Raw genomic sequence first — 25,653 nt, forward strand, 5'->3', positions numbered from 1 at the left:
ACCTCCGAGAGCTGCTACGCCCTCCGGGCAGAAGCGGATGGCGGGGCGGTTGATTCTGCCCGAAGGGCGTAGGAGCCCTGCTTGCAGGCGATCGGCTGCGCAGCAGTCGTAAAGATGCGAAGGCGGTGTGTCAGGCATGATGCCTCGCGAACAAGTTCGTTCCTACAGAGCACGTACCTGCTTCGCGAAAGCGCAACGCGGGCAGCCAGCTCTGGATCTTCGTCGTCACCGCGTTTGGCGGCAGTGCTGGATCGTGGCACGATGTCGGGGTTATCGACCGAGGCCTTTTCTCCATGCCGCAATCTACAGCCATAAACCTCTCGCTGATCGCTGCGATCGACTTGGGCTCCAACAGTTTTCACATGGTGGTCGCCAAAGCCAATCAGGGCGAGATACGCATCCTTGAGCGCTTGGGCGAGAAGGTGCAGCTGGCCGCAGGCATCGACGACGAGCGCCAGCTCAGCGAAGAGTCCATGCAGCGCGGGCTTGATTGTCTCAAGCGCTTCGCCCAACTGATCAACGGCATGCCGCTTGGCGCCGTAAGAATCGTGGGCACCAACGCCCTGCGTGAAGCCCGCAACCGCGGCGAATTCATCCGCCGCGCTGAAGAAATCCTTGGCCATCCCGTTGAAGTCATTTCTGGCCGTGAAGAAGCGCGTCTGATTTACCTCGGCGTGTCCCACACCCTAGCCGACACCCCAGGCAAACGTTTGGTTGCTGACATTGGCGGCGGCAGCACCGAGTTCATCATCGGTCAGCGCTTCGAGCCACTGCTGCGCGAAAGCCTGCAAATGGGCTGCGTCAGTTTCACTCAGCGCTATTTCAAGGACGGCAAGATCACCCCGGCGCGTTATGCACAGGCCTACACCGCTGCGCGTCTGGAGATCATGAGCATCGAACACGCTCTGCATCGCCTGACCTGGGATGAGGCCATCGGTTCGTCCGGTACCATCCGCGCCATTGGTCTGGCACTGAAGGCCAACGGCCACGGGGCGGGGGAGGTCAACGCCGAAGGGTTGGCCTGGCTCAAGCGCAAGCTGTTCAAGCTGGGCGAAGTCGACAAGATCGATTTCGACGGCCTCAAGCCCGACCGCCGCGCAATATTCCCGGCGGGTCTGGCGATCCTCGAAGCGATATTCGACGCCCTCGACCTGCAACGCATGGACCACTGCGAAGGCGCCCTGCGTGAAGGTGTGCTCTACGACCTGCTAGGCCGTCATCACCACGAGGACGTCCGCGAACGCACCCTCACCTCGCTGATGGATCGCTACCACGTAGATCTGGAACAAGCTGACCGCGTTGAGCGCAAGGCGCTGCATGCACTGGAGCAAGTTGCCAAGGCGTGGGATCTGGAAGACGACAGCTACCGCGAGCTATTGAGCTGGGCGGCGAAGGTCCACGAAGTCGGGCTCGACATCGCGCACTATCACTACCACAAGCACGGCGCATACCTGATCGAACACTCGGATCTGGCCGGGTTCTCGCGCGAAGATCAGCAAATGCTCGCGCTACTGGTGCGCGGTCATCGGCGTAATATTCCGAAGGACAAGTTTGCCGAGTTCGGCGATGAAGGCGTGAAGCTGATCCGGCTATGCGTGCTGTTGCGTTTCGCGATCCTGTTTCACCACATTCGCGGCACCCAAGAGATGCCGCAACCTGTGTTGACCGCCAACGGCAACACCCTTGACGTGCTGTTCCCCGATGGCTGGCTGGAAAACAACCAACTGACTCAGGCCGACTTCGGGCTGGAAGCCGATTGGCTGACTCGAGTCGGTATCGTCCTCACCGTACGCTAAGTACCGGATGGCTCAGGCGCTCCAGCAGGGTCGCCTGGGCGCTTCGAGCGTTCTGGTTGCCGGTTGGCGTGCTACGGATGTAACGGCCATCAGACTGCAACAGCCAGCTGTGGGTGTTGTCGGTCAGGTACACCTCAAGCTCCTTCTTCACTCGCAGAATCAATTTCTTGCCCTCGACGGGGAAGCAAGTCTCGACACGCTTGTCCAGATTGCGCTCCATCCAGTCAGCACTGGACAGAAACATCTGCTCTTCGCCGCCATTGAGGAAGTAGAAGACCCGGGTGTGTTCCAGGAAGCGGCCGATGATCGAGCGCACATGAATGTTGTGGGACACTCCCGCAATCCCTGGGCGCAGGCAGCACATGCCGCGCACCACCAGATCGATTTTCACGCCGGACTGACTCGCCTTGTACAGCGCGCGGATGATCTTCGGATCGGTCAGCGAGTTGAACTTGGCGATGATGTGCGCCGGCTTGCCATCAAGGGCGAACTGCATCTCCCGGGCAATCATGTCGAGCATGCCCTTCTTCAGCGTAAACGGCGCATGCAGCAGCTTCTTCATGCGCAGCGTCTTGCCCATGCCGATCAACTGACTGAACAGTTTACCGACGTCTTCGCACAAGGCGTCGTCGGAGGTCAGCAGGCTGTAGTCGGTGTACAGACGGGCGTTGCCAGCGTGGTAGTTGCCTGTGCCCAGATGCGCGTAACGGACGATTTCGCCCGCTTCCCGACGCAGGATCAGCATCATCTTGGCGTGAGTCTTGAACCCCACCACGCCGTAGATCACCACCGCACCGGCCGCCTGCAGACGGCTGGCCAATTGCAGGTTGGACTCTTCATCAAAGCGCGCACGCAACTCGATAACGACTGTGACCTCCTTGCCGTTGCGCGCCGCATCCACCAGCGCATCGACAATTTCCGAGTTGGCGCCGCTGCGATACAGGGTTTGGCGCACGGCCAGCACGTGAGGGTCTTTGGCGGCTTGACGCAGCAAATCCACGACTGGCGTGAATGACTCGTACGGATGCAGCAGCAGAATGTCCTGCTTGCTGATCACGTTGAAAATGTTTTCGCTGTTCTGCAGCAGCTTGGGGATCGCCGGGGTGAACGGCAGATATTGCAGCTCTGGATGGCTGTCCAGGCCGGTGATGCTGAACAGCCGCGTCAGGTTGACCGGGCCATTGACCTGATACAGCTCGGTCTCGCTCAGGTTAAATTGCTTGAGCAGGTAATCCGACAGGTGCTTGGGACAGGTGTCGGCCACTTCCAGACGCACTGCATCGCCATAACGACGGGAGAACAACTCGCCACGCAGCGCGCGGGCCAGGTCTTCGACGTCTTCGGAGTCCAGCGCCAGGTCAGCGTTACGGGTCAAGCGGAACTGATAGCAGCCCTTGACCTTCATGCCCTGGAACAGGTCATCGGCGTGGGCGTGGATCATCGAAGACAGGAACACGTAGTTGTCGCCAGGGCCGCCGACGTCTTCCGGCACTTTGATGATGCGCGGCAGCAGGCGCGGCGCCGGGATGATTGCTAGGCCCGAGTCGCGCCCAAAGGCGTCGATGCCTTCGAGCTCGACGATGAAGTTCAGGCTTTTGTTCACCAGCAGCGGGAACGGGTGCGTAGGGTCGAGGCCAATCGGGGTGATGATCGGCGCGATTTCGTCACGGAAATAACGACGTACCCAAGTCTTTAGCTTGGTAGTCCAGTAACGGCGACGGATGAAGCGGACCTGATGTTTCTCCAGTTCCGGCAACAGGATGTCATTGAGGATCGCGTATTGGCGGTCAACGTGACCGTGCACCAATTCGCTGATGCGGGCGAGCGCCTGGTGCGGTTGGAGACCGTCGGCGCCGGCTTGCTCGCGGGCGAAGGTGATCTGCTTCTTGAGGCCCGCGACACGAATTTCGAAGAACTCATCCAGATTGCTGGAGAAGATCAGCAGGAACTTCAAGCGTTCGAGCAGGGGATAGGACTCATCGAGCGCCTGCTCCAACACGCGAATGTTGAATTGCAGCTGGGACAGCTCGCGATGGATGTAGAGGCTGCTGTCATCCAGGTTCGGGATGATGATGGCCGGCGCCACCGGATGATGAGGCTCGAAGGCCGGTACGACTTCAATCGTCGGTTCGACCACGGGCGCTGTCTCCTGGGCGTCGATCTCGACGGCGGCTTCGGTGAGTCCTTCGGTATTCATGAATGATCCTGTGAGGCTATTGCCCTTTTAACAGTTGGGCTGCGCGAACGGCAAAAAATGTTGTAATCCCGTGTGCGCCAGCACGTTTGAAAGCGGTGAGGGACTGAAGAATCACACCTCACTCAGCCACCCATTCTGAATCGCGGCCAATGGGAACCGTTGATCAGTTCGCGACAATGGGGTTGCCGACCCGGCCATACGATGAAGACGTCAGGTCGTCCGAAGCGGTCACGCAGCATGGCGGTGGCCTCCTGTAACTGATATGGAAGCGTGTACTCGTGAATAGACAGCTGCCGGGCCGCAATAAATCCAGCCGGGCGAACAGGCGCGACAGTTATAGGCTGCCATTATGACCGGCGTGTGACAGTCTTGGTTTGCTGTGGTCCGTCAAGACGAGCGATCACTTCTGGAGGAATTATCCCTCTACATCGTAGGAAACTTTAACGCCGAGACACATTTGCACACTTTCCTGAATGTCTTGGGCGAGTTAGGCTGCGCGTTCATTTCGCCAGCACCCACATGATGCTCCAGCAATTTCTACAAGAATTTGGCTACTTCGCCCTCTTCCTCGGGACCTTCTTTGAAGGTGAGACCATTTTGGTGCTCGCCGGATTCCTTGCGTTCCGCGGATACATGGACATCAACCTGGTCGTGGTCGTGGCGTTCTTCGGCAGCTATGCCGGCGACCAGCTGTGGTACTTCATGGGGCGCAAGCACGGTCGCAAACTGCTGGCGCGCAAGCCACGCTGGCAATTGATGGGCGACCGTGCGCTGGAGCACATTCGTCGTCACCCGGACATCTGGGTGCTGAGCTTTCGTTTTGTTTACGGCCTGCGCACTGTCATGCCGGTTGCGATTGGCCTGTCGGGCTATCCGCCGGGCCGTTACTTGCTGCTCAACGGCATCGGTGCGGCGGTTTGGGCTGCTGCGCTGGGTGCTGCCGCTTACCACTTCGGAGCGGTGCTCGAAGGTTTGTTGGGCAACGTCAAAAAATACGAGCTGTGGGTCCTCGGCGCTTTGCTGTTGCTGGGCGCAGGGCTGTGGCTGCGTCGTCGTCTGAAGAATGCGCGCATTGCCAGACAAGCCAGGCTTGCTGAGCCTGCACCCGTCGAAGTCAAAAACCGTCCTGACGAATAAACCGCGTGCCAGCGCGGTTGCCATCCTGCCAATATCCCGCCCAAAGAATGAACACCCCGCCGTTGTCGCGATCCATGTAAATAAGATTCTGCGTGTGGCCGCCATTTGACTCTATCGTTAACGCTGGCGCTTCGGTTTGCACACGCGCCATGGAAATCGACTGACCCGGCGCGCCCATTCTGCCTGTAGCGCGCCAACGAATGGGAGCACACAGCATGACCAAGAAAGTAGCTGTCATTCTTTCCGGCTGCGGCGTCTATGACGGCGCGGAGATCCAGGAAAGCGTGCTCACCCTGCTGCGACTCGATCAACGCGGCGCGCAAGTGAAGTGCTTTGCGCCCAATATTGTGCAGCACCACGTCATCAATCATCTCAACGGCGAAGAAATGCCCGAGACGCGCAACGTGCTCATCGAGTCAGCGCGCATCGTGCGGGGCGCCATTGAGGACATCCGCGAAGCCGACATCACCGAGTTCGACGCGCTGATCATTCCTGGTGGGTTTGGCGCGGCGAAAAATCTGTCTAACTTTGCGGCTGAAGGCTCGAGCTGCAAGGTGCAGGCAGAAGTATTGGCAATGGCTGAAGCGTTCGCCGAAGCGGGCAAGCCTATCGGCCTGATTTGCGTGTCACCTGCGCTGGCGGCAAAAATCTACGGCCCAGGCGTGACCTGCACCATCGGCAACGATGCCGACACCGCAGCGCAAATCACCCGCATGGGTGGCAAGCACGAAGACTGTGCAGTCACCGAGATCGTTGAAGACAAGGCGCGCAAACTGGTGAGTACCCCGGCTTACATGATGGCCAAGTCCATTGGCGAAGCTGCGTCTGGCATTAACAAACTGGTGGACCGGGTGCTTGAGTTGACCCACGAGAACGATGCGTAAACCCGAGTTTGCCGAAGGATCGTCAGGCGGGTTCGACCTTCAGAATCGCGCCATCCTGACTCACTACCCGCACCAGACTTCCCACAGGCGCATCGGGACCGATCACCATCCACACGCCGTCGTTGACTTTGATTTTGCCTCGCCCGGCCATGATCGCGTCATGAACGGTGAATGTTCGGCCGATCAGCTCTTGACCGCGCATGTTCAGCCCTGGCTGATCCGATTGCCGAATCACCACCCGTTGCCGGCGCCACCAGTAAACGGCGGTCAGCACCGAGAGCACGGCGAACAGCAAGAACTGCAGCTCCCACGCCATGCCGGGCAGGATGTACGTAAGAATGCCGACGGCGGCCGCAGCCACACCGATCCACAGCAGATAACCGCCTGCGCCGAATACCTCGAGAATCAACAGCACCGTGCCCAGCGCCAGCCAGTCCCAGAACGACAGGGTTTGCAGGTAATCCAGCATGCTCGCCCCCTCAGACTTTTTTGGTCGGCGCAGGCGGCGGCGTGCCGAAGGTGGCTTTGACGATTTCGCCGATGCCACCCACCGCGCCAATCACCTGACTGGCTTCCAGCGGCATGAGGATCACTTTGCTGTTGTTGGCCGATGCCAACTGGCCCAGTGCGTCGATGTACTTCTGCGCGACGAAGTAGTTGATTGCCTGCACATTGCCGGTGGCAATAGCTTCGGACACCACCTGCGTTGCGCGAGCTTCGGCTTCGGCTTGTCTTTCACGCGCTTCGGACTCCAGGAACGCCGCCTGACGTCCACCTTCGGCCTCAAGAATCTGCGCCTGTTTCTTGCCCTCGGCCGTGAGAATGGCCGACGCGCGCAGGCCTTCTGCTTCGAGGATCTGTGCGCGTTTGATCCGCTCGGCTTTCATCTGGCCGCTCATGGCTGCCATCAAATCGGCAGGCGGGCTGATGTCCTTGATTTCGATCCGGGTGATCTTGATGCCCCACGGCGCCGTGGCTTCATCAACGGTGCGCAGCAGCTTTTCGTTGATGTTGTCGCGCTGGCTGAGCATGGCGTCCAGCTCCATCGAGCCGAGCACGGTGCGGATGTTGGTTTGCAGCAAGTTGCGCAGCGCGTGCTCCAGATTGTTGATCTCGTACGCCGCCTGAGCGGTATTGACCACCTGGAAGAAGCACACGGCGTCGATCTGCACTGTGGCGTTGTCTGCGGTGATGACTTCCTGGGGCGGGATGTCCAGCACGCTTTCCATGACGTTGATCTTGCGACCGATGCGGTCCATAACCGGCACGATGATGTTTAGCCCCGGTTTGAGCGTGTTGGTGTATCGCCCAAAGCGCTCGACCGTCCATTGGTAGCCCTGCGGCACCACTTTGAAGCCCATGAACACAATGGCGATCGCCAGCGCGACAAACAGTAAAACCACACTACCGATTTGCATAACCTTTCCCTGTTGGTTGTTGGTTGTTGGTTGTTGGTTGTTGGATGAGGTCATTGAGCGTGAGCGTGCTGCCGCGAAAGCCCTGTAGGAGAGAATTCATTCGCGAGAGTCTTCCAGTCAATGAAACTTCATCGGCTGAACATCCCTCGCGAATAAATTCGCTCCTACAGAGCAAGGCGAAAAATATGCCTACCGCTGTTCGCTCTGCGGCGTCACGCGCAGCACTTCTTCAAGCGTAGTCAAACCGGCGGCGACTTTCTGCGCTCCGGACAGGCGAAGGCTGCGCATCCCTTCTTTGAATGCCTGACGGCGCAACCCGGTGAGGTCCAGGTCCGCGACGATCTGCGACTTCACCGCATCCGACAGCAGCATGATCTCGTACACGCCCGCGCGGCCACGATAACCCGTGTCGCGGCATTCGACGCAACCTACTGCCCGATGCGCACCGGTGGGGACGGGCGCTTGCCATGGGCGTGTCAGGGTCTGCCAGTCGGCCTCGTCCAACTCGATCGGCGCCTTGCAGTGGGGACATAACGTGCGTACCAGCCGTTGCGCCATCACCCCCAGAATCGTGGCCTTGAGCAGATAATGCGGAACCCCCAACTCCAGCAACCGACTGATCGCGCTGGGGGCGTCGTTGGTGTGCAGCGTCGACAGCACGAGGTGCCCGGTGAGCGCTGCCTGAATCGCCATTTCCGCAGTTTCCAGATCGCGGATCTCGCCGATCATGATGATGTCCGGGTCTTGCCGCATCAGCGCACGCACCCCGCTGGCAAAGGTCAGGTCAATGTTGTGCTGGACCTGCATCTGATTGAACGCAGGCTCGACCATCTCGATGGGGTCTTCGATCGTGCAGAGGTTGACCTCCGACGTCGCCAGCTTCTTGAGCGTGGTGTACAGGGTGGTGGTCTTGCCGGAGCCGGTCGGCCCGGTAACCAGAATGATGCCGTTTGGCTGGCGCGTCATGTCCTGCCAGCGGCGCAAGTCATCGTTCGAAAAGCCCAGTTGATCGAAATCCTTGAGCAGCACTTCCGGGTCGAAGATCCGCATGACCATTTTTTCGCCAAACGCCGTTGGCAGCGTCGACAGGCGCAATTCGACTTCGCCGCCGTCGGGTGTCTTGGTCTTGACCCGGCCATCCTGGGGTTTGCGTTTTTCGGCGACGTTCATCCGCCCCAGGCTTTTCAGGCGACTGACGATTGCCATGTTCACCTGGGACGGGAACTGATAAACGTTGTGCAGCACGCCATCAATGCGAAAGCGCACCATGCCCTGATCGCGACGCGGCTCGATATGAATATCGCTGGCGCGTTGCTGGAAAGCGTACTGAAACAGCCAGTCGACGATGTTGACGATGTGGGCATCGTTGGCGTCGGGCTCCTGGTCGCTGGCGCCGAGCTTGAGCAGTTGCTCGAAGTTACCGAGGTTGGTAAGTTTTTGATCGGTCGCATTCGCGCCGCTGACGGACTTGGCCAGCCGATAAAACTCGACGGCAAGGCGCTGGATGTCCACTGGGTTTGCGACGACGCGTTTGATGGGCAGCTTCAGCACGTGAGTCAGGTCGGCTTCCCACGCGCTGACGTAGGGCTGCGCGCTGGCGATAGTCACTGCATCGCGGTCTATACCGACCGCCAGAATCTTGTGGCGTTGGGCAAAGGCGTAGGACATGAGCGGGGTTACGGCGGCTACGTTGATCTTCAGCGGGTCAATGCGCATATACGGTTGAGCAACCTGTTCGGCCAACCATGCGGTCAGGGTTTCCAGATCAAGCTTTCTACCGGGTCGTTGAAGGTTGTCGAGTTGCTGGGTCGCGAGGAATTCCAACGGGTGGACGCTCGCGTTTTGTGCACTTCGGCGAACAGTCAGCGCTTGCTCGGCGCTGTCCTGATCCACAAATCCCTGGGTAACGAGGTCACGCAACAGGTCGTTCAGATCCAGCCAGCGGTCCTGGGAGGATGAAGCGAGGACGGACATGCAGGCTCCTTTGGGCGAGACGGCTTACTTCGGTAAGCAAGAGTAGTCCCAAGCGTGCCAGTTGTTGCGCCTGTCATGTGAGTAAGCGTTGCCAATATTTTTTTTAATCAGTCCGAACGCTCAGCCGGCGGCGAGTGGCATTGTCTCCGGCAGGGCGTGCAATTCGGCGATTGACTCCAGCTCTACCGAGCAAACGCTGACCAAACTGCGCATCTTTTCACCGATGACTTGCGCACGATGCCAAGTCAGATCGCCCACCTGGGCCTGGATCATTAACAGGCCGTCTTGTTGCAGAACGCTGACCTGTTGCGGGATCAGGTACTGCATTGCGAACAAATTGAGCACTCGGCAGAGCAGATCGGGCTCGGCTTCGGCCAACACTTGATAGCGGGCGCGACAATGCGCGTTGCTGGCAGACCATGCATCCGGGCGCAGCGGGACGTTGTGGACGGCTTCGAGATGAGACATGCGGGACGCTCCTTATTCGGCGGGAAGATGATCGGGATTCGTTGGAAGAAATCTTTACACGCGGGAAAAGAAATTTCTGGTCTGAGATCGATTGATTTAGTCTGTACGCGAATTGTTTATGCATCGGTGGTCGATGCTGAGAATTGATTATGCAAATTGAGCTGGATGGCCACGATCGGAAGATTCTCGCGCTGTTGCAGGAGGACGCTTCTCTGTCCAGCGCGCAAATCGCCGAGCAGGTGGGCTTGTCGCAGTCACCGTGTTGGCGAAGGATTCAGCGCCTCAAGGATGAAGGCGTGATTCGGCGTCAGGTGACGCTGCTGGATCGCAAGAAAATCGGCCTGAACACACAGATATTCGCGGAAGTGAAACTCAACGCCCACGGCCGCTCGAATTTTACGGAGTTCACCGAAGCTATTCGCGGATTTCCCGAGGTGCTGGAGTGTTACGTGTTGATGGGGTCGGTGGATTTCTTGCTGAGAATCGTCACGCCGGACATTGAGGCGTACGAGCGCTTCTTCTTCGAGAAGCTGTCGCTGGTGCCGGGGATACAGGAAGTGAATTCGACAGTGGCGCTCTCGGAGATCAAATCGACCACCAGTTTGCCGATTGAGCGGTAGTTCGCGGGAGTGGACCCCCTCAGAAGCATCGCGAGCAAGCTCCCTCCCACCGAATTTTGGTTAAGCGAATAACTTTCCGCCAACCGACAACAGTGTGGGAGGGAGCTTGCTCGCGATGCGGTGAAGCAAGCGCCGGCGTTTTACCGATTTACATCTTCAACAGCGTTTTCCACGAGCGGCTTTGCAGCACGACGATGGTTTGCTGCATGCGGGCATCAAGGAATTCGTCAGTGATGTCCAGGTGCGCCAGTTGCTCCAGCTTGTTCAGCTCGCCGTACAGTCGATCAAGTTCCGGCAAATCCAACGCCGAACGGGCGTAGTGCAGCCAGACCTGAATGCGCTCGATGCGTGGCAATTGTTCAGCCAGATCTTCCGGCTGCTGCTGATAGCGCGCTAGGTTCAGCGCAGTCGCTTCGTCGGCGAGGAAGCGTGCGACCCAGCTTTCAACCATCGCCGCGCCCTGACGGTTACCACGGTTATTGCGCTCAAGGGTCCAGCTACGCGCCATCAACCAGCGTGAGGTATTGAGCGAAAACTGGCCCCAGCGCGGGTCTTCCAGCTCTTCGATGAACTGCTCATGGGCGGCGCCACGGACATCGGCGTCTTCCTGACCGGCCTGCACCAGCGTGCGCCAATCTTCGATCAAGGCATCCAGCGCGGCGCGCAAGTTATGAGTGGTCGAGCGCGGTGCGGCCTGACCGAGGCTGCCAGCCAAGGCGCGCAGTTCAGCGAGCACTTCGACCCACTCCTGCAACAGGCTCCAGTGACCGTTGAAACGATATTGCTCGGCCAGACGCTGGCTGCTGCCCAGCAAATACCAGGCGACGGCGCTGAACGCTTCATCCAGCGACAATTCTGCCGGGATTTGCGGAGTCGGCAGTTTCACCGCGTAGCTGCTGGTATCCGACAACCGATAGCCGCGCTCGGCTTTGCTGATGTCACACGGCATCAGCGCGAGCTTTTCGGCGAGCTCGGCAGCCAATTCCAGCAGTGCCGCGGGCTCGCCTTCGCGCAACTCCAGTTCCAGCTCGCAGATTTCTTCTTCCTGCTTGCCGACGATGACTTTGCCCAGGTCCAGCGCAGCTTCGATGACCACTTTGGATTTGCCACGGCCCCAGGCTATTTCGGCTTTTTCGCGCACGAAATCGGTGGTGAACACCGGTTTGATGGTCTTTTTATCCAGATCGGCCAGCTGCTCGGGCCAGCATTCGCCGTCGAGCTTTTTCAGGTCCAGCTTGGCTTTGGGCAGGTCCCAGTTGTACTCATTGCGCTCAGACAGCCCCGCGACGCTTTGACCGCGGGTCTTGAGCGTCTGGATGATCGCGTCGCCATCACGGCGCAGGCGCAGCGCGACTTTGGCCTGAGCCAGTTCGCGCTCGGGGGTGTCGAAGTACTGGTTGAAAAGCTCGAGGCGCTCCCAACCGCTTTTGTTGCGTTTCTTGAGCAACGGGTGCTCGTGCAGCGCGATGAGGGTTTCGCGGCTGACGCGGAGTTTGATTTCGGTTTCTTTCTGCATGGCCGGAGAATCCAAGCGCTGATCGCTGATAAACGGGGGGCGCAGCCGGGTTCGACACAGCTGCAACGGCCGAGCAGTGTACAGGACATCAACCGTGACAGTTTATTCCCGGACGCCAATCACCCTATGATGGGGCGCGTGTCTTCACCGCTTTGAGGAAGTGCCCATGCCGTTGCCGTCCATGAAAGACCAGTTCGCGGCCTTGATCGCTGCGCCTTCGGTGAGTTGCACTCAGCCGGCTCTGGATCAATCCAATCGCCCTGTCATCGACCTGCTGGCCGGTTGGTTGGGGGATTTGGGTTTTGTCTGCGATATCCAGCAAGTGCTGCCCGGCAAGTACAATTTGCTGGCGACCTACGGCACTGGCCCCGGCGGCCTGGTGCTGGCGGGTCACAGCGACACGGTTCCGTATGACGACGCGTTGTGGAAGACCGATCCACTCAAACTGACGGAAGTCGACGGCAGTTGGGTAGGACTCGGCAGCTGTGACATGAAAGGTTTCTTCGCCTTGATCATCGAGGCCGTGCGGGACTTGGTCGATCAGCCGTTCAAGCAGCCGCTGATCATTCTCGCCACCTGCGACGAAGAAAGTTCGATGTCAGGCGCGAAGGCTCTGGCGGCAGCGGGGAAACCATTGGGCCGTGCAGCGGTGATCGGCGAGCCAACGGGTTTGAAGCCGATTCGGCTGCACAAAGGCGTGATGATGGAGCGCATCGAGATTTTAGGGCGCAGCGGTCATTCCTCGGACCCGAGCCTGGGACACAGCGCCCTTGAAGCGATGTACGACGCCATCGGCGAGCTAAAGGGCCTGCGCACCCAATGGCAGGCGCAATTTCGCAATCCGCAGTTCAGCGTGCCGCAGCCGACCATGAACTTCGGCTGCATCCACGGCGGCGACAACCCGAACCGAATCTGCGGTCAATGCTCGCTGGAGTTCGATTTGCGGCCGTTGCCGGGCATGGATCCGGAAATGCTGCGCGCCGCCATCCGGCAAAAGCTTCAGCCGCTGGCCGAGTTGCATCAGGTGCAGATCAACTACGCGCCGTTGTTTTCGGAAGTGTCGCCATTCGAGCAAGATGCCGATGCGGAACTGGTTCGCGTTGCCGAGCGTCTGACCGGTCATACGGCCCAAGCAGTGGCATTTGGCACAGAAGCGCCTTATCTTCAGCGCCTTGGCTGCGAAACCATCGTGCTGGGCCCCGGCGACATTGCTTGCGCCCACCAGCCCGGTGAATACCTCGAAATGTCACGCTTGCAGCCTACAGTGCGTCTATTGCGCCAATTGATCGAACATTATTGCCTGACGCCCGCCCGGTGAATCAGGTATTACCCAGAAGGAGAGTGCGCGTGTCGCCAAGCCTGTTCCGACGATAAAGCTCATGCGGCTTTGAGTTTTTTCCTACCCCTCGTCCCTCTTTTTACAGGCTCTTTCGGTTATGCCCGATTACGTTAATTGGCTTCGTCACGCTTCTCCCTACATCAATGCCCACCGCGATCGCACCTTCGTCGTCATGCTGCCTGGCGACGGCGTCGATCACCCGAACTTCGGTAACATCGTTCACGATCTGGTGCTGTTGCACAGCCTGGGCGTGCGACTGGTGCTGGTTCACGGTTCACGTCCGCAGATTGAAGCCCGTCTGCAAGCGCGTGGCCTAACCCCCCATTTTCATCGCGATATGCGCATCACCGATGCAGCGACGCTTGAGTGCGTGATCGACGCCGTTGGCGCACTGCGGCTGGCCATTGAAGCGCGCCTGTCGATGGACATGGCCGCTTCGCCGATGCAGGGCTCACGTTTGCGAGTGACCAGCGGCAACCTGGTGACGGCGCGGCCGATTGGCGTGCTTGAAGGCGTGGATTACCAGCACACTGGCGAAGTGCGCCGGATTGACCGCAAGGGCATCAATCGTCTGCTGGACGAGCGTTCCATCGTGCTGCTGTCGCCCGTCGGTTATTCGCCGACCGGTGAAATTTTCAACCTCGCCTGCGAAGACGTCGCCACCCGCGCGGCCGTGGATCTGGCGGCGGACAAGCTGCTGCTGTTCGGTGCCGAACCTGGTCTGCTGGACGCTCAAGGCAAGCTGGTGCGCGAATTGCGACCGCAGCAAGTCCCAGCTCACCTGCAACGGCTGGGTAATAACTATCAGGCTGAATTGCTGGATGCTGCTGCCGAGGCATGTCGCGGCGGTGTGGCGCGCAGCCATATCGTCAGTTATGCCGAAGACGGCGCGCTGCTGTCGGAGCTGTTCACGCGCGCTGGCGGCGGTACGCTGGTTGCGCAGGAACAGTTCGAGTTCGTGCGTGAGGCGGGCATCGGCGATGTCGGCGGCTTGATGCAGCTGATTACGCCGCTCGAAGAGCAGGGCATTCTGGTGCGTCGTTCCCGTGAAGTGCTGGAGCGAGAGGTCGAGCAGTTCAGTGTGGTCGAGCGCGAGGGGTTGATCATTGCCTGCGCAGCGCTGTATCCGATTGCGGATTCCGAGGCGGGGGAGCTGGCGTGTCTGGCGGTCAACCCGGATTACCGTCACGGCGGGCGCGGGGATGAGTTGCTGGAGCGGATCGAAGAGCGAGCGCGGGAGCTGGGGTTGAAAACTCTGTTCGTCCTCACCACCCGCACCGCCCACTGGTTCCGTGAGCGCGGTTTTGAGCCCAGCAGCGTTGATCGCCTGCCAAGTGCGCGGGCGTCGCTCTACAACTATCAGCGTAATTCGAAGATTTTCGAGAAGGCGTTGTAAGCGCCCCCAACGATTTGTAGGAGCGCGCTTGCCGGCGAAGAATTTGTCAGGCGCCAGACAATATCGGGCACGTTGGCCTCATCGCGGGCAAGCGCGCTCCTACAGTCGAGGGTGTCTCTGATTGCAGAATCAAATGTGGGAGCGGACCTGTCCGCTCCCACAAGTTGTTTTGAGTCACTGATTGCTCAGTTACTGATCGCCAGAATACTGGCCTGATACGCGCCGACGAAGATGTCGAAATCTACCTTCTCTTCGGTTTGCTCAAGCTCTGCCTGTTGTGCATGGGAGTTGCGGGCCAGGCTTTCGAAGTGCGATTGCTCCTCAACGCTCAACGGCTGGCTGCGGAAATGCTCGGCATGGGCCTGGCTTTGACGGAACGAAAACGCCGTGAAGCCTTCCTTGTGCTCGGCCATGCTCGCCAGCACCTGCGCCGATGGCGTCAGCGAAGCATCCGCCACTTTTGCGCGCTGCACTGCCAGCGATTTGGCGTGCTCATCAACGCCCTGACTTTCGTCCAGCAGCGCCATGATCGGCTCGATCTTGTCCAGCAACTCGTCGGCCCAGACTTTCAGGTCGATGGTTGTGTCGTTGCGATTCAACTCCAGGCCAGGACGACGACCCTCCTTGACCACCGTCAGGAAGTTCGACGCAGCGTTATTGCATTCGTTTTCTGCCAGCTGCGGGCTTTCCTGCAGGGCACAGAACAGAATGAACGCGTCCATGAAGCGTGCTTGCTGCAAATCAATGCCGGTAGGCAGGAACGGGTTGATGTCCAGGCAGCGGACTTCAACATATTGCACACCGCGGGCGACGAGCGCCTGAATCGGGCGCTCACCGGAATACGTCACGCGTTTCGGGCGAATGGTGGAGTAGTACTCGTTTTCGATCTGCAGCACGTTGGTATTGAGCTGAATCCACTCACCATCCTTGTGCGTGCCGATCTCGACATACGGTGCGTAAGGCGTTGCAACGGCTTTGCGCAGGCTGTCGGTGTAGCTGATCAGATCGTGGTAGCACGGCGTCAAGTCTGCTTGGGCGTTGCTTTGATAGCCCAGATCGCTCATGCGCAGGCTGGTGGCATACGGCAGATACAGTGTGTCGGCATCCAGTTGTTCAAGCTGATGCGAACGACCGCGCAGGAAACTGGCGTCCAGCGCAGGCGATGCGCCAAACAGATACATCAGCAACCAACTGTAGCGACGGAAGTTACGAATCAGCCCGATATAGCTGTGGGACTGATAATCGCGGGCATCGCCATCGAAACTTTCGGTCTGCTTGAGCAGCGGCCAGATGGCTTCTGGAAGCGAAAAATTGTAATGAATGCCGGCAATGCATTGCATCGTCTTGCCATATCGCAGAGCCAGGCCCTTGCGATAGACGTATTTGAGCTGACCGATATTCGACGTGCCGTAGTAGGCGATCGGAATATCTTCTTCGGCGGGCAGCGGGCAGGGCATCGACGGGCTCCAGAGGAACTCGCCACCCAGTTTGCTGTAAGCGAAGCGGTGGATCTGGTCCAGGCTTGCCAGAGTGTCGACCGGATTCTTCAGCGCAGGCGTGATGAACTCCAGCAGGGACTCGGAATAGTCAGTGGTGATCTGCTCGTTGGTCAGCGCAGCGCCGAGGGCCTCGGGATGCGGCGTCTGAGCCAGGCGGGCATCACCTGTCACGCGTAAACATTCACGCTCGATGCCGTGCAAGCACTGCTCTAACAGGGAGAGGTTGGTGCGCTCGCTAAGCAGAGCCAGGCGGCGGTTGAGAATTTCGCTCAAGTTGAATTCCTTCACGCATCAGTCGGCCCTATATGGGGATCGTAATGACGGTCTACAAGGGTGAGGAAAAAAACTGGCGTTGACGCCTCGTTTCGGCCTGAACGCCCGGTTTCCGGTAACCGATGATCCAGCATCGATTTCAGAGTATTTCGACACTGTTACACCGTGCCGAAATTACCCCATAACCATGTCGGACAGCTAGACGACAGCGAACGTGCCCTGCGCTTTCGCGACAAGTTTGTCGTCCTGACGTACTTCGGCTTCGACCACCAGGGTTCGCCTGCCGGCGTGCAGGACCGTGCTGACGCAGGTCACTTCACCGTCGGCCACGCCGCGCACGTAGTTGATTTTGCATTCAACCGTGACGCTGCGTTGTTCAAAACCATGGGAGCTGGAACACGCCAGCCCCATGGCGATATCGACGAGGCTGAAAATCGCCCCGCCGTGCATCACGTTGCCGCGATTGCGCAGGTGCGGCTCAAGCGCCAGTGCAACTTCGGCCACGCCGTCGCCCAATCGCACGACGCGACAGCCGAGGGTCTTGAAGTACGCGCTTTGCGTCAACTCGTCTGGAATTTCCATCAGCGCTTCTTCAGTTGTTTAGCGTTGGCGAACAGCGAGGCCATGGCGTTGTTGGCCGGGGCCGCTGTGGCAGTTTCCTTGCGTGGGGTGCTTTGCTGCTGCTGGCGCGGCGCGGAACCCGGGCGCGCACCACGCGCACCGTCGATCTTCTCGCCGGGTGTATCGCTCATGCGCATCGACAGGCCGACGCGTTTGCGCGGGATATCGACTTCCATGACCTTCACTTTCACCACGTCGCCCGCCTTGACCGCTTCGCGTGGGTCCTTGATGAACTTCTCCGACAGCGCTGAGATGTGTACCAAACCGTCCTGATGCACGCCGATGTCGACAAACGCACCGAAGTTAGTGACGTTGGTCACGACGCCTTCGAGGATCATGCCCAATTGCAGGTCCTTGAGGTCTTCGACGCCGTCCTGGAATTCAGCTGTTTTGAACTCGGGGCGTGGATCACGGCCCGGCTTTTCCAGTTCTTGCAGGATGTCGGTGACGGTCGGCAGACCGAAGGTTTCGTCCGTGTACTTTTTTGGGTCCAGACGCTTGAGGAAGCTGGCATCACCCACCAGCGAGCGAATGTCACGATCGGTTTCGGCAGCGATGCGTTGCACCAGCGGATAGGCTTCCGGGTGAACGGCTGAGGAATCCAGCGGGTTGTCGCCGTTCATGACGCGCAGAAAGCCTGCCGCCTGTTCGAAGGTTTTCTCGCCCAGACGCGCGACTTTCTTCAGCGAAGCACGGGTTTTGAAGGCGCCGTTCTCGTCACGGTGGGCGACGATGTTCTGCGCCAGCGTGGTGTTGAGGCCGGAAATACGCGCTAGCAGGGCCACGGAGGCGGTGTTTACGTCCACGCCTACGGCGTTCACGCAGTCCTCGACCACAGCGTCCAGGCCGCGCGCCAGCTTTAGCTGCGACACGTCGTGCTGGTATTGGCCGACGCCAATGGATTTCGGGTCGATCTTCACCAGTTCAGCCAATGGGTCTTGCAGCCTACGAGCAATGGAAACCGCGCCACGGATCGACACGTCCAGATCCGGAAACTCCTTGGCTGCCAGTTCCGACGCGGAATACACCGATGCACCTGCTTCGGACACCATGACTTTGGTCATTTTCAGACCTGGATACTTTTTGATCAGGTCGGCAGCCAGTTTGTCGGTTTCGCGGCTGGCGGTGCCGTTGCCGATGGCGATCAGGTCAACGGCATGCTTGGCGCACAAGGCGGCCAATACAGCGATGGTCTGGTCCCACTGGTTTTTCGGGACGTGCGGGTAAACCGTGGCGTAGTCGAGCAGCTTGCCAGTGGAATCGACCACTGCGACCTTGCAACCGGTGCGCAAGCCTGGGTCCAGGCCCAACGTAGCGCGTGGGCCGGCCGGAGCTGCCAGCAGCAAATCGTGCAGGTTATGGGCGAAGACGTTGATCGCTTCGGTTTCTGCACCCTCGCGCAACTCGCCGAACAGGTCGGTTTCCAGGTGGGAATAGAGTTTTACCTTCCAGGTCCAGCGCACCACTTCAGCCAGCCACTTGTCAGCCGGGCGATTCTGGTTCTGCAAACCGAAACGTTCGCCAATCATCAGTTCGCAAGGGTGCATGGTGCCTGGCAGCTCTTCGCCGACTTTCAAGGCGGAGCTAAGGATGCCTTCGTTGCGGCCACGAAAAATCGCGAGCGCGCGGTGAGATGGCATGCTTTTCAGTGGTTCGTCGTGTTCGAAGTAGTCGCGGAACTTCGCTCCTTCTTCTTCCTTGCCAGCGACAACACGAGCGCTGATCACCGCCTCGTGCTTGAGGAAGCTGCGAAGTTTCTCCAGCAGGCTGGCGTCTTCCGCGAAGCGCTCCATCAGGACGTACTTGGCGCCTTCGAGGGCTGCCTTGACATCGGCCACGCCTTTTTCAGCGTCGATGAAGCGCGCCGCTTCGGTCTCAGGCGTCAGGCTCGGGTCGTTGAACAGACCGTCGGCTAACTCGCCCAAACCGGCTTCCAGGGCAATCTGGCCCTTGGTGCGGCGTTTTTGTTTGTACGGGAGATAAAGGTCTTCGAGGCGGGTTTTGGTGTCGGCGAGTTTAATGTCGCGCGCCAGTTCAGGCGTCAGCTTGCCTTGTTCTTCGATGCTGGCGAGGATGCTGATACGACGCTCATCCAGCTCGCGCAGGTAGCGCAGGCGCTCTTCCAAATGACGCAATTGCGTGTCATCGAGGCTGCCAGTCACTTCTTTACGGTAGCGAGAAATGAAGGGCACGGTTGAGCCTTCATCCAGTAGCGCGACGGCCGCTTCGACCTGTTGCGGGCGGACACCGAGTTCTTCGGCGATGCGGCTGTTGATACTGTCCATAAAACCACCTGGCAAATGTGAGTGCTAAAAATCCAGCTACTGGCGAACTGCCTTGTTTAAGCGTTGCCTGACCTTGAAGGCGGCGCATTATACCCAGCCAACCCTGAATAGGGGACCCGCCGACGCCGCCCAGCCCAAGCGGCTTGGCAATGTCCGGATTATCCTTCGCAAACCCGCGCGCAAGAGCGTCGGTGGCAGCTCAGGAAAAATCTGCTAACAATGCACACGGTGCGCATCACAGCAGCTACGCCATAATGCGCGCCGAGATCAAAGGAGCATCCTATGAGCAGCACCGCACAAACGGTTGAAGGCGAGAAAATCCTCATTGTTGATGATGACCCAGGCCTTAGCAGTCTGTTAGAGCGCTTTTTCACCAGCAAGGGCTATCGTGCCCGTGCTGTGGCCAACGTAGAGCAAATGGATCGCTTGTTGGCTCGCGAGGTTTTCCACCTTGTTGTGCTGGATCTGATGCTGCCGGGCGAAGACGGCCTGTCGGCCTGCCGTCGCTTGCGTGCAGCGAACAATCAAGTGCCGATCATCATGCTGACCGCCAAAGGCGATGAGCTGAGCCGAATCAAGGGCCTTGAGCTTGGCGCTGACGATTACCTGGCCAAACCTTTCAACCCCGACGAACTCATGGCTCGCGTCAAAGCGGTCCTGCGTCGTCAGGCCGTTCCGGTCCCCGGGGCGCCAGGTACGGAAGACGAGTCCGTTACTTTCGGCGAATACGAGTTGTCACTGGCCACGCGCGAGCTCAAGCGCGGCAATGAAGTGCACATGCTCACCACCGGCGAGTTTGCGGTCCTCAAAGCGCTGGTCATGCATGCGCGTGAGCCACTGACCCGCGACAAGCTGATGAACCTGGCCCGTGGCCGCGAATGGGATGCCCTGGAGCGCTCCATCGATGTGCAGATTTCCCGTCTGCGCCGCCTGATCGAGCCGGACGCGGCTAAACCGCGTTACATTCAGACCGTTTGGGGGGTGGGCTACGTCTTTGTGCCAGACGGCAACAGCGACGCAAATGCTGAAAAGTAATCCCTGACCGGTCACATTTCAGGGCGGTTTCAACGCCCAATCTAATCTCCAGTCGCGCTGATTTCCCCATAAACGGGGCTTTCAGCGTGACTGGTTTTGGCGTACCTCTCGATCCGCCGATTCGCAATACAATCCGAGCCTGACTCGCTCCTGCAAAGTGTGTAGCTGCTGTTATGAAGACACCGCTGTGGTTTCCGCAAAGCTTTTTCTCCCGCACCCTCTGGCTAGTGCTTATCGTCGTTTTGTTTTCCAAGGCGCTGACACTGGTTTATCTGTTGATGAACGAAGACGTGCTGGTCGACCGTCAATACAGCCATGGTGTGGCGTTGACGCTGCGGGCGTATTGGGCGGCCGATGAAAGTGATCGCGAACCCATTGCCGAGGCCGCAGGTTTGATTCGGGTGGTGGGCGGCGGTGTGCCGGAAGGCGAACAGCATTGGCCGTATTCCGAGATATATCAGCGTCAGATGCAAGCCGAGCTGGGTGCCGACACCGAAGTGCGCTTGCGTGTGCATGCGCCGCCGGCACTCTGGGTGCGGGCTCCAAGCCTGGGCGATGGCTGGCTGAAGGTGCCGTTGTATCCACACCCCTTGCGGGGGCAGAAAATCTGGAGCGTGCTCGGCTGGTTCCTGGCTATCGGACTGTTATCCACCGCGTCAGCCTGGATTTTTGTCAGCCAACTCAATCAGCCACTCAAACGCCTAGTGTTCGCAGCGCGTCAATTAGGCCAGGGGCGCAGTGTGCGCTTGCCGGTCAGCGACACGCCCAGTGAGATGACCGAGGTCTACCGGGCGTTCAACCAGATGGCCGAGGACGTCGAGCAGGCCGGGCAGGAACGCGAATTGATGCTGGCCGGCGTTTCCCACGATTTGCGCACGCCATTGACGCGACTGCGGCTGTCCCTGGAGTTGATGCCTGGGGACAACGACCTGACCGCAGGCATGGTGCGCGATATCGAGGACATGGACGCGATTCTCGATCAGTTCCTGGCGTTCATTCGTGACGGGCGTGACGAAGAAATCGAGGAGGTCGATCTCGGCGACTTGGTGCGTGAAGTGGTGGCGCCGTACAACAGTCCCGAGGAACAGATCCGGTTGTGCCTGGAACCGATTCCGCCTTTTGCGCTTCGGCGGATTTCGTTGAAACGGCTGCTGGCAAACCTCATTGGCAATGCCATGCACCACGCGGGTAATGGAGTTGAGGTGGCGGCCTACGTTTCGGGAGACAGTGGCGCACCTTATGTAGTGCTGAGCGTGCTGGATCGCGGGGCAGGGATCGATGAGTCTGAGCTGGAAGGCATTTTCAATCCGTTCATTCGTGGCGACCGCGCACGCAGCGGGAAGGGCACGGGGTTGGGGCTGGCAATCGTCAAACGGATTGCTGCGATGCACGGCGGTAACGTCGAGTTGCGCAACCGGTCAGGTGGGGGGCTGGAAGCGAGGGTCAGGTTGCCGTTGGGTTTGATGCTGCCGAGGGATGCGGATTGAAGTTCTGATCTGTTGGAGCGAGTGGGGCGGAATGCCGCCCACTCGCTCCAACAAAATTATCAGCCTTTTCCCTTTGTCCTGGTCATGTGCGGTCCGCCGTTTTTCTCGATGTATTGAATGATCATCCCGGCTACGTCTTTCCCGGTTGTCGTTTCAATACCTTCAAGGCCGGGCGACGAGTTCACTTCCATCACCAGCGGGCCGTGATTGGAGCGCAGGATGTCGACGCCTGCAACGCTCAACCCCATGACCTTCGCCGCGCGAATCGCAGTCATGCGCTCTTCTGGCGTGATCTTGATAAGGCTCGCCGTCCCGCCCCGGTGCAGGTTGGAACGAAACTCACCAGGCTTGGCCTGGCGCATCATCGATGCGATCACCTTGTCGCCGACCACGAAGCAACGGATGTCCGCGCCTCCAGCTTCCTTGATGTACTCCTGCACCATGATGTCCTGCTTGAGGCCCATGAACGCTTCGATCACCGATTCAGCCGCAGTCGCGGTTTCACACAGCACCACGCCGATGCCTTGAGTACCTTCCAGCACTTTGATCACCAGCGGTGCGCCATTAACCATCTGGATCAAGTCTGGGATGTCGTCCGGTGAGTGAGCGAAGCCTGTCACCGGCAGACCAATCCCGCGCCGCGAGAGCAATTGCAGCGAGCGCAACTTGTCCCTTGAACGGGCAATCGCCACGGATTCGTTGAGCGGGAAAACGCCCATCATTTCAAACTGACGCAATACGGCGCAGCCGTAAAACGTAACGGAAGCACCAATACGCGGGATGACCGCGTCGAAGCCTTCCAGTGGCTTTCCTCGATAGTGAATCTGCGGCTTATGACTGGCGATATTCATATAGGCGCGCAGGGTATCGATCACCACCACCTCATGGCCTCGGGCAATGCCAGCTTCGACCAGACGGCGGGTTGAATACAGACGCGGGTTTCGCGAAAGCACAGCGATCTTCATGCAGCACCTGTGGCAGAGGAATTAGAGGCCGGGAATACCGGCTTGTCCTGAACGTATGTAATGCCCGGATTGACCACCAACTGGCCATCAATCAAAGCGTTGGAACCCAGTAGCAGCCGATAACGCATGGCTTTGCGGCAGGCCAGCGTGAACTCCACCGGCCAGACCCGATCACCGAGCGCAAGCGTGGTACGAATCACATAGCGCACCTGCGCATGGCCGTTGGAGCTTTTTATGGTTTTCATGGCTACCAGTTGCGCTTCGCATCGGCGATGGCGCAGTTGGACGATCGTGCCGAGATGCGCGTTGAAGCGCACCCATTTCTCTCCGTCGCGTTCGAAGGGTTCAATTTCCGTCGCATGCAGGCTGGAAGTGCTGGCGCCAGTATCGATTTTCGCTCGCAGGCCAGCCACCCCCAAGTCAGGGAGCGCCACCCATTCGCGTAGGCCAATGACTGTCAAATGATCAAATGTTTTCAATACGGTTCCGTACGTTTCACGCGGTCTGCCAAACACCCGAATCAATCTGGGCCAAGGCCTTGAATGCAGGCTTGGCGAACCAGTAGCCCTGCATCAGAAAAATGCCGCAGTCGGCGAGAAAGTCCCGTTCCTCGGCATGCTCGATGCCTTCGGCGATGACTGTAACGCCCAACTCGGTACACATTGTGACAACCCCACGAACGATAGCCTGACGAACGCGATCGCGATGAATATCGCGTATCAGCGCCATGTCCAGCTTGATCAGGTCGGGTTGGAAATCTGCGAGCAGTGTCAGGCCTGAGTGGCCTGCGCCAAAATCGTCGATGGCCGTCTTGAAACCGTACTCACGGTACTCGCGCAGGATATGAGCGAGATGAGCGGTGTCCAGTTGCTCGCTTTCGACGGTTTCGAAAATCAGCCGGTCCAGAGGAAAGTTATGCGCCCGAGCGGCTTCCAGCGTGCTGCGTATGCACAACTCGGGACGGTACACCGCATTGGGCAGAAAGTTGATCGACAGATGCGCGGTCATGCCCAACTCGGCGGCAGTGGCGATTGCCCGGGTGCGGCACAGTTGATCAAACCGGTAGCGATTCTGATCGTTGACCCGGGCCAGCACTGACATGGCGCCTTCGCCACTTATGCCGCGCACCAAGGCTTCGTGGGCAAAAACAGATCGGTCTCGCAGGTCTACGATCGGCTGATAGGCAAAGGCAAAATCGAAATCCAGTTCAGGACTGGTTTTACATCCCGCGCAGCCGCCAGGCGACGTTAAAGAAGTGGGGAAATCTGTCACGTCGCACTCCATATGAGTCAGGCGCCATTGGTCTTGGCGCGCATTCTAATCAAGGGTTTGGATTGGTGGGTGATTGGTGTGTCGTAGTACAGTTTCTGACTATTACTCAATCGAGGAATTCAGATGGCACAAAAGTCAGATGAAGACGACAAGGTTCGTTTGGATAAATGGCTCTGGGCTGCGCGCTTCTTTAAAACGCGTGCCTTGGCAAAAGCCGCTATCGAAAGCGGCAAGGTGCATTGTCGGGGCGAGCGTTGCAAGCCCGGCAAGGAGCCGCGCGTCGGAGATGAGTTTCAGATACGTGCCGGATTCGACGAGCGCACAGTCGTTGTTCTCGCACTGTCCATCGTTCGGCGTGGCGCGCCTGAGGCTCAATTGCTCTATAGCGAAACCCCCGAAAGCCTCGCCAAGCGCGAGAACGCCGCCGCACAGCGCAAGGCTGGCAGCCTGGGTGTGACCACCGACGGCAAACCGACCAAGAAACAGCGCAGGCAGTTATTTCATTTTCATTCGGCAGATGATTAAGAGTCGATTGAAAATTTGTGGGAGCGGACCTGTCCGCGAATGCGGTTAGTCGGGCGAAAGAGATGTGCCGCATTCACCGACCTCTTCGCGGACGACTCCGCTCCCACAATGTCAGCAACCCTGATTAACCACGCACTATGCTCAAGCCTCCAACCAGAGGCACCCGCGCCAGCAGCTTGAAAATGGGCGCGGTTGCCCTCAATAACAAAGGTGTCGCCTTGGCAACGAACGGGGTGTAGTAGCTCCAGCCCAGTGCCAGCAATGCGATCATGACGCCGCCGATGTAATCGTCCTGGCCCCAATGCGCGCCCGCCACCAGGCGCGGCATCATGAACAACAGCGCCAGCGCCCAGATGATGATGCGCTGGCCGACGGTGCGGCTGAAAACGGTCATGAACATAGCCCAGATCAACAGCACTGACGCATGGTCACCCGGGAAGCTCTGGCTGGAACGGTCTTTGAGCTGCCACTTGTCTTCAAGGACGGGGAAGATTTCGCTGAGCTTGATGGCGTCAGGAATCACCATTGATGCACTGTCATGCTGAAGCGATGTGTGATCGATAATTTTGGAGAAAACCGTACGGATGATCAGCAGAACGATCAGCGTTACGACAAACCCGATCATGGCCGAGCGGGTCTGTGCGGCCTGGAACACCCAATCGCCTTTGATCAGCAGCGTCAGCAGGATGATGCCGACCACCGCGTCGAAGGGACGCATACTGGCGACAGTCCAGATGTAAAGCCACACTGTGTTCTGCTCCAGCGGACGATTGAGCAGATGAAATAGCCACTCATCGAACTGGGTGAAGAGTGCATGACCTGTGGGCCAGATCCACACAAGCAGCAGCGCAAGCGCCACCAGATTACACAGTACAAAACGGCTGAAATTCCACCTGGGTTGGAACAGCGCGGGATACTCCATAAAATGCCCCCATCGGCTAGACAG

General features: G+C 58.8%; 22 protein-coding genes and 1 pseudogene. 9 read left to right on the plus strand and 14 right to left on the minus strand.

Annotation, left to right across the window (positions count from 1 at the left end):
• The first annotated feature begins 293 nt into the window (after positions 1–293).
• Entirely contained in the window at positions 294–1,796 is a 1,503-nt protein-coding gene (ppx, locus tag ACWKWM_RS01035; RefSeq protein WP_483844336.1) for an exopolyphosphatase, read from the plus strand.
• Here the strand turns inward: ppx and ppk1 are convergent.
• A complete protein-coding gene (gene ppk1 / locus ACWKWM_RS01040; protein ID WP_483844337.1) occupies positions 1,783–3,993 on the minus strand; it encodes a polyphosphate kinase 1 in 2,211 nt (736 codons plus the stop codon). The genes ppx and ppk1 overlap by 14 nt on opposite strands.
• 16 nt (positions 3,994–4,009) lie before the next feature.
• Positions 4,010–4,143 (minus strand): annotated as a pseudogene (locus ACWKWM_RS01045) (porphobilinogen synthase); the annotation flags it as partial.
• Positions 4,144–4,512: 369 nt separating this feature from the next.
• On the opposite strand from ACWKWM_RS01045, the gene ACWKWM_RS01050 reads away from it, so the two are divergent.
• Entirely contained in the window at positions 4,513–5,130 is a 618-nt protein-coding gene (locus ACWKWM_RS01050; RefSeq protein ID WP_483844338.1) for a DedA family protein, read from the plus strand.
• Between the two features lie 215 nt (positions 5,131–5,345).
• Entirely contained in the window at positions 5,346–6,014 is a 669-nt protein-coding gene (elbB, locus tag ACWKWM_RS01055; protein ID WP_483844339.1) for an isoprenoid biosynthesis glyoxalase ElbB, read from the plus strand.
• A 22-nt stretch (positions 6,015–6,036) separates the two neighbouring features.
• Here the strand turns inward: elbB and ACWKWM_RS01060 are convergent, their stop codons facing one another.
• The 4 genes from ACWKWM_RS01060 to ACWKWM_RS01075 form a co-directional block, all read right to left on the minus strand.
• Positions 6,037–6,483, minus strand: coding sequence for an NfeD family protein (locus ACWKWM_RS01060; RefSeq protein WP_483844340.1), 447 nt, complete (start codon positions 6,481–6,483; stop codon positions 6,037–6,039).
• 10 nt (positions 6,484–6,493) lie between these two features.
• Positions 6,494–7,432, minus strand: a complete 939-nt coding sequence (locus tag ACWKWM_RS01065) for an SPFH domain-containing protein (RefSeq protein ID WP_483835055.1) — start codon at positions 7,430–7,432, stop codon at positions 6,494–6,496.
• A 189-nt stretch (positions 7,433–7,621) separates the two neighbouring features.
• Entirely contained in the window at positions 7,622–9,406 is a 1,785-nt protein-coding gene (gene tfpB / locus ACWKWM_RS01070; protein ID WP_483844341.1) for a type IV pilus assembly ATPase TfpB, read from the minus strand.
• 120 nt (positions 9,407–9,526) lie between these two features.
• On the minus strand, positions 9,527–9,874 hold the full coding sequence (locus ACWKWM_RS01075; RefSeq protein WP_483844342.1) for a hypothetical protein: 348 nt from the start codon (positions 9,872–9,874) through the stop codon (positions 9,527–9,529).
• Between the two features lie 149 nt (positions 9,875–10,023).
• On the opposite strand from ACWKWM_RS01075, the gene ACWKWM_RS01080 reads away from it, so the two are divergent.
• On the plus strand, positions 10,024–10,494 hold the full coding sequence (locus ACWKWM_RS01080; protein WP_483844343.1) for an Lrp/AsnC family transcriptional regulator: 471 nt from the start codon (positions 10,024–10,026) through the stop codon (positions 10,492–10,494).
• A gap of 148 nt (positions 10,495–10,642) precedes the next feature.
• Here the strand turns inward: ACWKWM_RS01080 and ACWKWM_RS01085 are convergent, their stop codons facing one another.
• Positions 10,643–12,010: a CYTH domain-containing protein gene (locus tag ACWKWM_RS01085; protein ID WP_483844344.1), complete on the minus strand. Its 1,368-nt coding sequence runs from the start codon at positions 12,008–12,010 to the stop codon at positions 10,643–10,645.
• 166 nt (positions 12,011–12,176) lie between these two features.
• On the opposite strand from ACWKWM_RS01085, the gene argE reads away from it, so the two are divergent.
• A complete protein-coding gene (gene argE, locus ACWKWM_RS01090) occupies positions 12,177–13,328 on the plus strand; it encodes an acetylornithine deacetylase (protein WP_483844345.1) in 1,152 nt (383 codons plus the stop codon).
• Between the two features lie 118 nt (positions 13,329–13,446).
• Positions 13,447–14,745 (plus strand): amino-acid N-acetyltransferase, encoded by a 1,299-nt coding sequence (gene argA, locus ACWKWM_RS01095; protein ID WP_483844346.1) that lies wholly within the window; start codon positions 13,447–13,449, stop codon positions 14,743–14,745.
• Between the two features lie 185 nt (positions 14,746–14,930).
• Here argA and gshA read toward each other — a convergent pair whose 3' ends face one another.
• The 3 genes from gshA to ACWKWM_RS01110 form a co-directional block, all read right to left on the minus strand.
• Positions 14,931–16,517 carry a glutamate--cysteine ligase gene (gene gshA, locus ACWKWM_RS01100; RefSeq protein WP_483844347.1) on the minus strand — a complete coding sequence of 529 codons (1,587 nt, stop codon included), beginning with the start codon at positions 16,515–16,517 and terminating at the stop codon, positions 14,931–14,933.
• A 198-nt stretch (positions 16,518–16,715) separates the two neighbouring features.
• Positions 16,716–17,099: a PaaI family thioesterase gene (locus ACWKWM_RS01105; protein ID WP_483844348.1), complete on the minus strand. Its 384-nt coding sequence runs from the start codon at positions 17,097–17,099 to the stop codon at positions 16,716–16,718.
• Positions 17,099–19,423: a Tex family protein gene (locus ACWKWM_RS01110; protein ID WP_483844349.1), complete on the minus strand. Its 2,325-nt coding sequence runs from the start codon at positions 19,421–19,423 to the stop codon at positions 17,099–17,101. Before ACWKWM_RS01110 ends, ACWKWM_RS01105 begins: the two co-directional genes overlap by 1 nt.
• Positions 19,424–19,705: 282 nt before the next feature.
• Between ACWKWM_RS01110 and ompR the strand changes: the two genes are divergently transcribed.
• Together ompR and ACWKWM_RS01120 are read left to right on the plus strand one after the other, a co-directional pair.
• The gene (gene ompR, locus ACWKWM_RS01115) at positions 19,706–20,458 is read left to right on the plus strand and encodes an osmolarity response regulator transcription factor OmpR (protein ID WP_483835045.1); all 753 of its coding nucleotides are present in this window, start codon (positions 19,706–19,708) and stop codon (positions 20,456–20,458) included.
• Between the two features lie 173 nt (positions 20,459–20,631).
• A complete protein-coding gene (locus ACWKWM_RS01120) occupies positions 20,632–21,945 on the plus strand; it encodes an ATP-binding protein (RefSeq protein ID WP_483844350.1) in 1,314 nt (437 codons plus the stop codon).
• Positions 21,946–22,004: 59 nt separating this feature from the next.
• Here the strand turns inward: ACWKWM_RS01120 and rimK are convergent, their stop codons facing one another.
• The 3 genes from rimK to rimA are packed head-to-tail and all read right to left on the minus strand — an operon-like array spanning position 22,005 to position 24,182.
• Positions 22,005–22,910, minus strand: a complete 906-nt coding sequence (gene rimK / locus ACWKWM_RS01125; RefSeq protein ID WP_268798963.1) for a 30S ribosomal protein S6--L-glutamate ligase — start codon at positions 22,908–22,910, stop codon at positions 22,005–22,007.
• Complete coding sequence (gene rimB, locus ACWKWM_RS01130) at positions 22,907–23,389, minus strand: retropepsin-like aspartic endopeptidase RimB (protein WP_483835043.1); 483 nt, start codon at positions 23,387–23,389, stop codon at positions 22,907–22,909. The genes rimK and rimB overlap by 4 nt, the downstream gene beginning before the upstream one ends.
• Before the next feature lie 16 nt (positions 23,390–23,405).
• Positions 23,406–24,182 (minus strand): S6 modification regulatory phosphodiesterase RimA, encoded by a 777-nt coding sequence (rimA, locus tag ACWKWM_RS01135; RefSeq protein ID WP_483844351.1) that lies wholly within the window; start codon positions 24,180–24,182, stop codon positions 23,406–23,408.
• Between the two features lie 123 nt (positions 24,183–24,305).
• Between rimA and ACWKWM_RS01140 the strand changes: the two genes are divergently transcribed.
• The gene (locus tag ACWKWM_RS01140) at positions 24,306–24,707 is read left to right on the plus strand and encodes an RNA-binding S4 domain-containing protein (protein WP_483835041.1); all 402 of its coding nucleotides are present in this window, start codon (positions 24,306–24,308) and stop codon (positions 24,705–24,707) included.
• A gap of 124 nt (positions 24,708–24,831) precedes the next feature.
• Here ACWKWM_RS01140 and ACWKWM_RS01145 read toward each other — a convergent pair whose 3' ends face one another.
• Entirely contained in the window at positions 24,832–25,629 is a 798-nt protein-coding gene (locus ACWKWM_RS01145; protein ID WP_483844352.1) for a phosphatase PAP2 family protein, read from the minus strand.
• Positions 25,630–25,653: the final 24 nt, after the last annotated feature.

Source organism: Pseudomonas rosaeacicularis, from assembly GCF_057128745.1.